General features: G+C 61.9%; 11 protein-coding genes. 7 read left to right on the top strand and 4 right to left on the bottom strand.

The genetic code is table 11. The annotated features are described in order from the left end of the window. Window positions 1-8: 8 nt before the first annotated feature. On the bottom strand, window positions 9-899 hold the full coding sequence (locus DXT74_RS09945) for a LysR family transcriptional regulator (protein WP_194427854.1): 891 nt from the start codon (window positions 897-899) through the stop codon (window positions 9-11). Between the two features lie 127 nt (window positions 900-1026). On the opposite strand from DXT74_RS09945, the gene htpX reads away from it, so the two are divergent. From htpX to DXT74_RS09970, 5 genes are all read left to right on the top strand, one after another. Then, complete coding sequence (htpX, locus tag DXT74_RS09950) at window positions 1027-1908, top strand: protease HtpX (RefSeq protein ID WP_019101282.1); 882 nt, start codon at window positions 1027-1029, stop codon at window positions 1906-1908. A gap of 101 nt (window positions 1909-2009) precedes the next feature. Further along, window positions 2010-2996: a TerC family protein gene (locus DXT74_RS09955; protein WP_019101283.1), complete on the top strand. Its 987-nt coding sequence runs from the start codon at window positions 2010-2012 to the stop codon at window positions 2994-2996. 186 nt (window positions 2997-3182) lie between these two features. Beyond that, window positions 3183-3902 carry a response regulator gene (locus DXT74_RS09960; RefSeq protein ID WP_019101284.1) on the top strand — a complete coding sequence of 240 codons (720 nt, stop codon included), beginning with the start codon at window positions 3183-3185 and terminating at the stop codon, window positions 3900-3902. Next, the gene (locus tag DXT74_RS09965; protein WP_194427855.1) at window positions 3899-5350 is read left to right on the top strand and encodes an ATP-binding protein; all 1452 of its coding nucleotides are present in this window, start codon (window positions 3899-3901) and stop codon (window positions 5348-5350) included. The genes DXT74_RS09960 and DXT74_RS09965 overlap by 4 nt, the downstream gene beginning before the upstream one ends. A gap of 492 nt (window positions 5351-5842) precedes the next feature. Beyond that, on the top strand, window positions 5843-6946 hold the full coding sequence (locus DXT74_RS09970) for a porin (RefSeq protein ID WP_194427856.1): 1104 nt from the start codon (window positions 5843-5845) through the stop codon (window positions 6944-6946). 91 nt (window positions 6947-7037) lie between these two features. Here the strand turns inward: DXT74_RS09970 and DXT74_RS09975 are convergent, their stop codons facing one another. After that, window positions 7038-7934, bottom strand: a complete 897-nt coding sequence (locus DXT74_RS09975; RefSeq protein ID WP_194427857.1) for a LysR family transcriptional regulator — start codon at window positions 7932-7934, stop codon at window positions 7038-7040. 297 nt (window positions 7935-8231) lie between these two features. Here DXT74_RS09975 and speB point away from each other — a divergent pair, with 297 nt between their 5' ends. After that, the gene (gene speB, locus DXT74_RS09980) at window positions 8232-9182 is read left to right on the top strand and encodes an agmatinase (protein WP_043633050.1); all 951 of its coding nucleotides are present in this window, start codon (window positions 8232-8234) and stop codon (window positions 9180-9182) included. A gap of 69 nt (window positions 9183-9251) precedes the next feature. Further along, a complete protein-coding gene (locus tag DXT74_RS09985) occupies window positions 9252-10619 on the top strand; it encodes a sodium:solute symporter (RefSeq protein WP_194427858.1) in 1368 nt (455 codons plus the stop codon). 11 nt (window positions 10620-10630) lie between these two features. On the opposite strand, the gene DXT74_RS09990 is transcribed toward DXT74_RS09985, so the two are convergent. Both DXT74_RS09990 and DXT74_RS09995 read right to left on the bottom strand, forming a co-directional pair. Beyond that, entirely contained in the window at window positions 10631-10936 is a 306-nt protein-coding gene (locus DXT74_RS09990) for a hypothetical protein (protein WP_043633057.1), read from the bottom strand. A 12-nt stretch (window positions 10937-10948) separates the two neighbouring features. Further along, window positions 10949-11815, bottom strand: coding sequence for a hypothetical protein (locus DXT74_RS09995; RefSeq protein WP_194427859.1), 867 nt, complete (start codon window positions 11813-11815; stop codon window positions 10949-10951). Window positions 11816-12065 lie beyond the last annotated feature (250 nt).

Genomic DNA, 12065 nt, shown 5'->3' on the forward strand with positions numbered 1-12065 from the left:
ACAGGTTCTCAGGGCGCGGCTTCTATGGCGGCTTGCAGCATGGCCTGCACGCCCGGATGCCGCAGCCGGCGACGGTTGGCGATGGCGTAATAATGTTCCCAGACGCCGTCGACCTCGCCCAGCGCCTGCGGCGCGTTCGCGTTGCCGTCGCTTGGCGCCGTGGTGGGAAACAGACCGAAGCCCTGGCGGCCGAAGGCGTCCAGCAAGGCGCCGTCGTCGAACTCCGCCACGATGTCCGGCTTGATCCTGCGTTCTTCAAACCATTGGTCCAGCTGGCTGCGCAGCACATGGTGGCGGCTGGGCAGCAACATTGGCGCTTGGTTCAGGCTGGCGGGGAATCCCGCGGCGTAGCGTCGCCATAATTCCGCCGCGCCGGCGATCTTTACCGGGCAGCGCATCAGCAGCCAGGATTGAAAAGGCTGCGATCCGCCAGCCGCCATTGGCCGGTCCGCCAATACCACGTCCAGCCGGTGGCGGGTCAAGTCGGCCAGCAATTCGTCGAAATCGCCTTCGCCGCATTGCAGCCTGACCTTGGCGTCCAGCCGCAGCGCCGGTTCCAACAGCTTGAGCGCAATGGCCTTGGGCAACACGTCCGAGATGCCCGCCGCCAGGCGGATGGTCTTGTCCAGCTGCGCGTCTTCCAGCGTTTCCTGCAATTCCTCGCCCAGCATGAAGATCTGGTCGGCGTAGCGCAGCGTTACATGGCCGGCTTCGGTCAGAACCAGCTGGCGCCCCTGTTGTCGGAACAAGGTTCGCTCCAGGCTCTGCTCAAGACGCGAAATCTGGCCGCTGACGGTTTGGGCGCTGACGCCCAATTGTTCCGCCGCTCGGGTGACGCCGCCGGCGTGGGCAACCGCCCAGAAGTAATGCAGATGCTTGAAGTTGATCCGTTCGGACATGATGGTTCGAAAAAACTTGATGTATTTTCTGATTATATTTGATTTTTTCCGAGGGACGCAGCGTCTAGAATGCACTGTGTCGGGCGTTCCACGGAATGCCGTCGAATTCAACGCAAGGGCCAACACCATGAAACGAGTCATTCTATTAATCGCCACCAACATCGCCGTGATGGTGGTGCTGAGCATTGTGGCCAGCTTGTTGGGGCTGAACCGCTACATGACGGGCAACGGCCTGAACCTGGGCACGCTGCTGGGCTTCGCCGCGGTAATGGGCTTTGGCGGCGCCTTCATTTCGCTGATGCTCTCCAAGACCATGGCCAAATGGAGCACCGGCGCGCGCGTGATTGAAACACCCAGCAACGATACCGAGCGCTGGCTGGTGTATACCGTGCAGAAGCTGGCCAGCCGCGCCAATCTGCCGATGCCCGAGGTGGCGGTGTACGAGGGGGAGCCCAACGCCTTCGCCACTGGCCCGAGCAAATCCAATTCTCTGGTGGCGGTGTCCACCGGCTTGCTGGCCTCGATGACGGAAGAAGAAGTGGAGGCGGTGCTGGCGCACGAAGTCGCACACATTCAGAACGGCGACATGGTGACGCTGACGCTGATCCAGGGCGTGGTCAACACTTTCGTGTTCTTCCTGGCGCGCGTGGTCGGCTATCTGGTGGACAGCTTTCTGCGCCGCAACGACGAACAGTCCAGCGGCCCTGGCATCGGCTATATGGTCACCGTGATCGTCTGTGAGATCGTGTTCGGCATCCTGGCTTCCGCCATCGTGATGTACTTCTCGCGTCAGCGCGAATTCCGCGCCGATGCGGGCGCGGCCACGCTGCTGGGCGGCGCGCGTCCGATGGTCAACGCGCTGCGCCGTCTGGGCGGCGTCGCCGCCGGCGATCTGCCGCAGAACATGGCGGCTTCCGGCATCTCCGGCGGACGCGGCGGCCTGATGGCGCTGTTCTCCAGCCACCCCAGCATTGAGGAGCGCATCGGCGCGCTGGAACACGGCCGTTAAATCTTGACCCGCCTCCGCGGCAGCGGGGGCGGCGTTTGTGAATTCAGGCCCCGGGGCGGTTCGCTCGGCCCGGGGCCTTTCTATTGCCGAAAGGAATGCTTATGGAATGGTTGAGCGCTGGTTTTGCCGGCTATCCCTTGTGGGTGTGGCTGATGTTCATGGCCATCGTGCTGGCGCTGCTGGCTTTTGATCTGGGCGTGCTGCACAAGGAGGAAAAAGAGATCGGGGTTAAGGAAAGCCTGATGCTGTCGGCTTTCTACATCGGCGTCGGTCTGGCCTTCGGCGGCTGGATCTGGTGGTATCAGGGCGCGGACGCCGGCATGCAGTATCTGACCGGTTATGTGGTGGAGAAGTCGCTGTCCATGGACAACGTCTTCGTGATGTCGCTGATCTTCTCCAGCCTGGCGGTGCCGCGGCTGTATCAGCACCGGGTGCTGTTCTGGGGGATTCTCGGCGTGATTGTGATGAGGGCCTTGATGATAGGCCTGGGCGCGGCGCTGGTGGCGCAGTTCCAGTGGGTGCTGGTCTTGTTCGGCCTGTTCCTGATCGCCACCGGGGTCAAGATGCTGTTTTCCGACGACGAGCACGCGCCCATCCAGGAAAACCGCATGTACCAGTGGCTGCGCGGCCATTTGCGGCTGACGCCGGACTTGCACGGCAAACAGTTCCTGGTGCGCGGTGAGAAGCATGGCTTGGCGCGTGGCTGGTGGGCGACGCCGCTGCTGTTGGCTTTGATCATGGTGGAGAGCGCGGATCTGGTGTTCGCGGTGGACAGCATCCCGGCCATCTTTGCGATTACCCAAGACCCGTTCCTGGTGTACACCTCCAACATCTTCGCGATTCTGGGCCTGCGCGCGCTGTACTTCGCGTTGGCTGCGATGGTGCATCGGTTCCATTACCTGAAGTACGCTTTGTCGCTGGTGTTGGTGTTGATAGGCGTCAAGGTGGGCCTGGTGTTCTTCAACGACGCGGGTTGGGTAACGTTCAAGATCCCCACCGCTTGGTCCCTGGCTGCGACACTGGGCTTGCTGCTGGCGGGCGTGCTGTATTCGCTGCACAAGACGCGAGACCAGAACCCCAACGATTGAGGTAGGCGCATCGTCAGCGCCGGAGCATGGCCCCGAGGGCGAAAGAGAAGCCGGTCACGCGCGATGCGCGTGGCCGGTTTTTTGTAAACCTTGTGTAAACCTTTCTCATTTGCCCACGATTTCTCCCTCAGCCCGGCGGGCGGGCGCGGTATCCTAATAACAAAGCCGCAATGGAGAAAAGCTGTTATGACTGTCGATTTGCCAAGACTGCTGGTGGTGGATGACGACCCCGATCTGCGCGATCTGCTGCGCGACTACCTGGGCAAGCAGGGCTTTGCCGTCGACGTCGTCGGCGACGGCCAGGCCATGCATCAGGCGATTGCCGCGCAGAACTACAATATGTTGATCCTGGACCTGATGTTGCCGGGCGAGGATGGTTTGACCCTGTGCCGCAACTTGCGCGAACGTTCCTGCATGCCCATCCTGATGCTGACCGCGCGCGGCGACGAATTGGATCGCATTATCGGCCTGGAAATGGGCGCGGACGATTACCTGACCAAGCCGTTCAGTCCACGCGAGTTGCTGGCGCGGATCAAGAGCATTCTGCGCCGAGTATCGGATCAGCCTGCGAATACGGCCAGCGTGCGCCGGTTGCGCTTCGCCGGCTGGACGCTGGATCTGAACGCCCAGCATCTGCTGGACGAGGCCGGCGTGGTCACCCCGTTGTCCGGCGGCGAATTCAAGCTGTTGCAAGCCTTGGCGGAAAACGCCAACGCGGTGATGTCGCGCGACCAATTGATGGAGGCGATGAACGGCAAGGAGGCCGGACCATTCGACCGCACCGTCGATGTGATGATAGGACGGGTGCGCCGCCGGCTGGGCGAGGACGCGCGCGAGCCCATGCTGCTCAAGACCATACGCAGCGGCGGCTATATGCTGGCCTGCGAGGTGGAAGCCTTGCGATGAGGTGGTTGCCGCGCACATTGTATGGCCAGATTTTGCTGACGCTGGTGGGAGGCTTGCTGCTGGCCAACGCCTTGGGCATTTATTTCATCCTCAGCGACCGCGACCGCTTGAGCAATTCCTTGCGCGTGCAGTACACCGCGCAACACATCGCCGACATCGTCAATCTATTGGACGAGTGCCCAAGCAAATACCGGGAACAAGTGATTTCAGCCTTGAACCAGCCCACGCTGCTGGTGCGCATGGACCGGTTCTGGGAGCGGCCGGAAAATCCGTTGAGCTTGCATGGCCGTTCGTTTCAGCAATTGATCAAGCGCGACCTGATCAAGCCTTACCCGCTGCAGGTGCTGTCCAAGCAGCAGGATTCGTCGGCAGGGGGGCGCGCGGCCTTGATCGAGAAGGTTGGGGGCCTGGGGTTGAAGAATTTCACGCCCACGCGGGACGCCGGCGTCGGCGGCTCCATTGTGAGCGAGGAGTTGACCGCGCTGGGCCCGCTGGCCGAGTTCAAGACCCACCTTGCAACAGTGCAAGCCCGGCTGAGCGACGGAACGGTGCTGACTTTCAACGCCTCTCGGCCGATTTCTCTGGCCGATCAACCCATCCGCATCCTGGCTTGGCTGTTGTTGGTGGCCTTGACGGCCGCGATCTTGGGCGCCTGGGCCGTGCGGCAGTTGATTCGGCCGCTGGATCTGTTCGCGAGGGCGGCTCGTGGCCTGGCCAGCAATCTTAACCAGGCGCCCTTGCCGGAAACCGGTTCCGAAGAGGTGGCTGAAGCCGCTAGAACCTTCAACCGGATGCAGACCGAGTTGCAGCGCTTGCTGAAAACCCGCAATCAGATGCTGGCCGGCGTATCGCATGACCTGCGCTTGCCCATCACGCGCATCCGCTTGCGTCTGGAAGGCTTGGCCGAATCGTCGGAAAAACAGGCGATCGAGCGCGACCTGCTGGAAATGGACCAACTGATCAATGATTCGCTGACCTATCTGCGCGGCGGCTGCGGCAGCGAGGGGGTGGTGAATCTCAATCTCAACGCCTTGTTGGAAAGCGTGGTGGAGGATATGGAGGCTTTTGGCGCCGACATCCAGTTGCACAGCGAGCCGGTGGCGCCGGTGGCAGGAAAGGTCGGCGCCTTGCGCCGCTGCCTGGGCAATCTTCTGGAGAACGCTCGCCGCTATGGCGGCACGGCGATCGAGGTCAGCCTTCGGCAGCGGGAAGACTGGGTGGAGGTGCGCATCCAGGATCAGGGGCCGGGCATTGCCGAGGCCGATCTGGAGCGGGTCATGGAACCCTATGTGCGTCTGGAGGACTCCCGGGCGCGTCATACAGGGGGCAGCGGCCTGGGTCTGGCGATCGCGCGGGCGATTGCGCGCGACCACGGAGGCGATCTCAAGCTTAACAACCGGCCGCAAGGCGGCCTGTGCGTGCAACTGACTTTGCCGGCCGGGCATTGACGGCGTTGATCTTGCCGCCAGCCGCGCTAGCGCGGCTTTTTTCTTGTTTCCTTGCCGGGGCCATGCAGAGGCCGCATGGCCGTCCGGTGTCTTTGTATCCGCCGAATTCTCAAAATTTACGATGTGTTCACACTCTATTTACATTAAAGCCGTATTGTAAATGGACATTTACAAAGTGATTGATTACAATCAGTGTCAGAATTCACTGATGCAGATTCTTTTTCGATTCTTTGAGTTCGAGTCAAGTCTATCCAATCTTCTGCCCGCCACGCGCGGGCATTTTTTTGCTCAAATGCTTGTGGTTAATGAATTTTAACAAGTTTAGAGTGAAACTTCGCCAGAGCGGTTCAGTCTGATTTCCTGAAGTCTGATGTTGTTTTTTTGACACTACTGTTGTTTAATGACCACAAGTTTGCATGGCTAGTTGCAAATGTGAAACACAGCAACTAGTATTCGCTCACTTCCTAAGTAAACAAGAAGGATAGCCACATCATGAAAAAAAGTCTGATCGCTCTGATGGTTGCCACTCTGCCGGCAGCCGCTTTCGCCGACGTAACCGTGTTCGGTACCATCAAAGGCGGCGTTGAATACGTCGACAGCAGCAAAGGCACCAAGCAAACCAATATCGACGACCTGGGTTCGCGTATCGGTTTCAAAGGCAATGAAGATCTGGGCAACGGCCTGAAGGCCATCTGGCAAGTTGAAACCGGCTTCGGCATCGACGGCCAGAGCCGCACCGGCGATAGCAGCGGCACTTTCGCCAGCCGCGAATCCTTCGTGGGCCTGTCCTCCAACTTCGGTACTTTCCGTCTGGGCCACCTGTCCACCTTCGGCGAGTCCGACATGGCTCAGGTTAACCCGTGGGAAAGCAGCAGCAACGCGCTGCAACTGAACGCCTTCACCCGCGACGACGGCTATGTTAAGAACGCCGTGCGTTTCGACACCCCGGAATTCGCCGGCTTCAAGGCTGCCTTCCTGTACGGCACCAAGGAAGACAAGCGCGGTTTTGATAGCACCGCTAACGCTGTTCAGAACAACGATCGCGAAACCTACAACCTGGGCCTGTCCTACGAGAACAGCGGCTTCTTCGGCAAGTACCAGTTCATCCACGAAAGCCCGATCGTTGCCGGCCTGAACGCTAGCAGCAAGGCAAACAACAAACACCGCATCGAAGCTGGCTACAACGCCAACAACATCTTCGTGGCGTTGGGCTATCGCAATGACAAGGGTGACGCTACCGTGACCCCGCAAGACTTTTTGAGCAAAGGCGGCGTTGTCGCTGAGGCCGCAAACCAAGGCGCGCTGGGCAGCAAGTTTGAATCGCAAGAATACGCGCTGACCGCCGGCTACCAGATCGGCGCCTTCATGCCCAAGTTCACCTATGCTCAAGCTCGCGACATGAAGATTGACGGCGTGAAGCAAGACGACAGCGGCTACAAACAGTACCTGCTGGGTGTTGACTACAGCCTGTCCAAGCGCACCGTTATTGGCGCTCAGTACGGCGAAATCAAGGCTGACAGCGCTTACCTGAAGAGCAATGGTCAGTCCACCGACAAGATCAAGGCCTTCGGTCTGAACGTCGTACACAAGTTCTAAGCGTTACGGGCTAGACGTAAAGCTGCGAACAGTTTGAAATGCCGCCCCTGGCAACAGGGGCGGCATTTTTCATGTCCGGCGCGCGATATGGCTAGGCGTGCGCGGCAATCAGGTCGGCGACGAAAGCCTGCAGAGTCGGATTAGGATGGCCACGCTTGCGGGTGACCAGCTGGAATTCGGCCCGATAGCACCAGCGTGTTGGGTCCAGCGCACGCAGCAGGTCCTGCGTCACTAGCGGAGCGGCATAGTGTTCCGGCAAGAAGCCCAGGTGCCGGCCGGACAGGATCAGCGCGGCGATCGCCTCCATATTGTCGGCGCGGGCGCTGATGCGCCAATCCGCCACCGGCAGCCCGGTGTCCGGCAAGGGGTAGCTGCGCCAGGCCCAGTCGTGCGCGGCCAGATCGGCCGGACTCAGCGCTCCGGCTTGCGGGAACAGCGGATGGTCTCGGCCGCAGTAAGCCTGCTGCTGCTCGACGAACAGCGGCTGGTAATCCAGCTGTGGCGCGCGATGCCAGCAATAGCCGATACCCAAATGAATGCCGCCCGATAGCAAGGCCTCCTCCAGACCGCCCGGCGGCAGCATGGACAGAATCAATTCCACTGATTGTGGCCGTGCGCGAAAGCGTCGGATCGCTGCCGACAGCCGCGCGTTGGGACCCAGCGCGGTATGGCCGATCACGCCGATGCGCAGCTGCCCGACTAGTTGTCTGTCCAACTGGCGGGCTTCCTGGCAGAACACTTCAATCGACTCCAGCAGGTGCCGGCTGGCGGCCAGCAGGCGCTCGCCCTTGGCGGTCAGCGCGAAGCCGCCGCGGCCGCGTTCGCACAGCCGATAGCCTAGCCGGGTTTCCAATGCCGCCAACTGATTGCTGATGGTGGACTGGCTGATGTTCAGCGTGCCCTGCGCGGCGGAAACGCCGCCGGCCTCGACCACGGCCTGAAACACGCGGATCAGCCGTAAATCCATGCTGCTCAAGGTATTGATCATGGGCCTCCGCGCCGCTTGGCGCTATGAACCTGATGACGATCTGTTGCGCTTCGAGAGACGCCGCACGGTGAGTACGGTTTCGAAATGCTCATGCGCCTCTTGTACATTCCGCTTTTTCGCTCGTTTTCGCCTTGTCTCGATCTTGCTCGCGAGGCTTTGAACAGGCTCTAAGGGTGGGAATAGACTGATTAATACATTCATTTTCATCCATGTAAACCGTGGCGTTTGGTGATGTTAGCCGCGCCCGCCGCCGCATAGACTGCTCCGACCCGATCAACTAAGGATGCAGGAGACGCTATGTCCGCCACTTTGTTCAATCAGCCGCAGAGCGGCAATGCGATGCCGCGTTTCGGCGGCGTCGCCAGCATGATGCGCCTGCCTCTGCGCGACAGCGCCGCCGGTCTGGACGCCGCCTTCATCGGCCTGCCGCTGGATATCGGCACCTCCAACCGCAGCGGCACTCGTTTTGGTCCGCGTGAAATCCGCAGTCAGTCGGCGCTGCTGCGTCCCTACAACCTGGGCAGCGGCGCAGCGCCGTTCGAACGGTTGCAAGTGGCGGACCTAGGCGATGTCGCCACCAATCCTTATAACCTGGCGGATAGCGTGGCGCGAATCGAGGCCGCTTACGATCTGGCATTGCGGCACCCGGTGCGTTTGCTGGGCATGGGCGGCGACCACACCGTCACCTTGCCGGCGCTGCGCGCGTTGGCGCGCAAGCATGGTCCGCTGGGATTGGTGCACGTGGATGCCCACGCCGACGTCAACGACGAGATGTTCGGCGAGAAGATCGCGCACGGCACCACCTTCCGCCGCGCCTGGGAGGAGGGGCTGCTGGCTGAGGGGCGGGTGGTCCAGATCGGCCTGCGCGGCAGCGGCTATGGGGCGGCGGATTTCGATTGGTCGCGCCAACGCGGTTTTAGGGTGGTGACGGCGGAGCAGTGCTGGCATCGCTCGCTGGCGCCGCTGATGGCCGAAGTGCGCGCGCAAATGGGCGAGGCGCCGGTGTATCTGAGCTTCGATATCGACGGCATCGACCCGGCGTTCGCGCCCGGCACCGGCACGCCGGAAGTGGGCGGCCTGAGTTCGATGCAGGCGCTGGAGATTGTGCGCGGCTGCCGGGGCCTGGACCTGGTGGGCGGCGATCTGGTCGAGGTGTCGCCGCCGTATGACGCCAGCGGCAACACCGCCTTGCTGGGCGCCAATCTGTTGTTCGAAATGCTGTGCGTCTTGCCCGCGCCGGCGCGCTAAGCCGCGCGGATTCCATGCACGCGAGCGCCGGAGAATGCGCCGCGGACCCGAGAACAAGAGGAGAACGAGATGAGCCTGGATCTATTGATGGTGGCCGCCTATATCGGCGCCATGTTGTGGCTGGGGTGGCTGGGCATGCGCCGGGCCAGCGACCGGGAGCAGTATTTGGTGGCTGGGCGCAATCTGGGGCCGCTAATGTATATGGGCACCATGGCGGCCACAGTGCTAGGCGGCGCGTCCACCGTGGGCACGGTCCGGCTGGGCTATGTGTACGGTATTTCCGGCTTCTGGTTGTGTGCGGCGCTGGGCAGCGGCATTGTGGTGCTCAATCTGTTTCTGGCCAAGCCGTTGTTGCGCTTGCGCATGTTCACGGTCACCCAAGTGTTGGAGCGCCGCTATCATCCGCTGGCGCGCAAAGCCAGCGCGCTGGTGATGCTGTCCTATGCCCTGATGATCTGCGTGACCTCGGTGCTGGCGATAGGCACGGTGATGCAGGTGCTGTTCGAATTGCCGTTCTGGCTGGCCGTCGTCATCGGCGGCGGAGTGGTAGTGGCTTACTCCACCATCGGCGGCATGTGGTCGCTGACGCTGACCGACATCGTGCAATTCGTCATCAAAACGGTTGGCCTGATGCTGGTGCTGCTGCCAATCTGTCTGTGGCGGGTGGGAGGCTGGGAACAATTGGCCGTCCGGCTGCCGGCGTCCGCGTTCAGTTTCGCGGGCCTGGGCTGGGGAACGGTGCTGACGTATTTTCTGATCTATTTTTTCGGCATCATCATCGGCCAGGACGTGTGGCAGCGGGTGTTTACCGCGCGCGACGGCAAGGTGGCGTCTTATGCCGGCAGCGCCGCCGGCTTGTATTGCCTGTTGTATGGGCTTGTTTGCGCGCTGATCGGCATGGCGGCGCGGGTGTTGTTGCCAGAATTGGAGAACCCGAACAACGCCTTCGCCGCTGTTGTCAAAGGCGTGTTGCCGGACGGCGTGCGCGGCCTGGTGATCGCAGCGGCGTTGGCGGCGATGATGTCCACCGCCAGCGCCGCCTTGCTGGCCGCGTCGACCACTCTGACCGAGGATTTGCTGCCGGGGGAGAGGGCCGGTTTGTGGCGCAACCGGGCGGCCACCTTGCTGGCTGGCGTCTTGGTGTTGGCGCTGGCGATGCTGGTGAATGACGTGATCCAGGCGCTGACTCTGGCCTACAACCTGCTGGTGGGCAGCATGCTGGTGCCGCTGCTGGCGGCGATTTGCTGGCCGCGGGCCACGACCACCGGCGCGGTAAGCGCGATGCTGGGCGGCTTGGGCGTGGCGGTGTTCTTCATGCTGAGGGATGGCTTGGACGCCAATACGCCGATTTATTTCAGCTTGCTGACCAGTGCTGGCCTGATGCTGGTTCTGAGCCTGGCGGACGGCCGCGCGCGGCCGTATCCGGCACGGAAGTAGCCGCGGGCTTATCAGGCCAGCAGTTTGGCCACCGCGCTTATGGCCTTTGCAGTGAGTTTGATGGTGTCGCCCACGCGTTGCAGTTGCTGTCCGGCGTGGTCTGCGGCATCCGTCGCCGCCTGCAGCGCGACGATAGCGCGTTGGAAGTCTTCTGCATCGGCGTTCAAGTCCCGCGCGATCAACGCCAGGGTCTGGTTGGCCAATTCATCTTGCTGCGCCAGCAAGGTTCGGCTATCCGCGCCCTGGCTGGCGACTGCCAGGTTGTTGATGCGGGATGCCAGGCCGCTGGCAAGTTCGGTGACTCGGTGGCTGTCCATGTGCTGCCTCCTTTATTTGGCGGGCAGATCGCGATAAAAATTGCGTAGCCGCCTGGCTTCGGCGGCGAAGTCGCGCAGCGCTTGCAGTTTGGGTTGGGGCGAGTCCAGGCTCTGCAGCAATTGGCGGTTGGTGTCGGGAAAGCCTTGAATCGCTTTGTCACTGGCTTGCAGAGCGGCCTCGATCTGTTCGAATTCTCGCAGCCGGTCGGCGATGGCGAGATCGAATTGGTAGCGTTCCCAGCTGCCGTAGGGCGGCCGGTTGAAATTGGCGTGGCGCAGCAGGCTGTCCCTGAGCACGCCTAGGTAGCTGGGCAGTGTGCCCAAGGTTCGGTGGCTGCCGGCGGCCAGCAGTTCCAGTCCGGGCTGGGCGGTGGACATGGTGTTCCGCAGTGCGTTCTTGCGTTGGGCCGTAGTGAGCTGGCGACCGAGCGCGTCTGCCGTGGTGGCCAGAATCTTGGCGGCGGTTGCGTCGCCGCCGCGCAGTTTGAGGTCCTGAATGCTGTCGGACAAGTCTTGGGCGGCTGCGTCGACCCTAGTGTCTGCCTCCCGGTCGCCAGCCAGGCTGCGCAAGGTCCGGGTGTATTTTTCCAGCGCGTCCAGCGTAGCCTGCAACTGTCCCAGGGCGGGGCCGAGATCGTAGCTGGCGCCGTTGCCGGTTTGCGGATGGAAGGTGTCCGCGCGCAAAGGGGCGTTGGGCGCAGTGAGCACCGCGTTGAGGCGCGTGCTCTGCTGGATTCGCGCCAGGGTGCCGGCGGAGCTTTGCGTGACGCTGCGGGCTGCGTCGTCGAAATCGGCGAATGGCTTGTCCGGAGCGTTGGCGCAGGCGGCCAGCAGCAGCGGCAGCAAGGGCAGCAGACGATGAGCGGGGCGGACGGACATGGCGCGGCTCCATCGGCAAGCGGGCGCTGTCGCGACCGCGCAGTTTGAGGGATGTAACGGTGCGCGTACGCCATGGCGGGCGCATGTCGCGGTATAGGCGATTAGCCGTTGCCCCGAGCCTGTACCAAAGATACGGCAATGCAAAAGGGAGTCGCTAAGCCCCCTTTGGCTCAGCTGCTTTCGTCGTTCTTGTTAGGCCTGCCAGGGGGGCGACATGGGTGAACACGTCTAAGAACCTGTTCACGTTCTG

Source organism: Chromobacterium sp. Rain0013, from assembly GCF_015291765.1.
Lineage (GTDB): Bacteria > Pseudomonadota > Gammaproteobacteria > Burkholderiales > Chromobacteriaceae > Chromobacterium > Chromobacterium haemolyticum.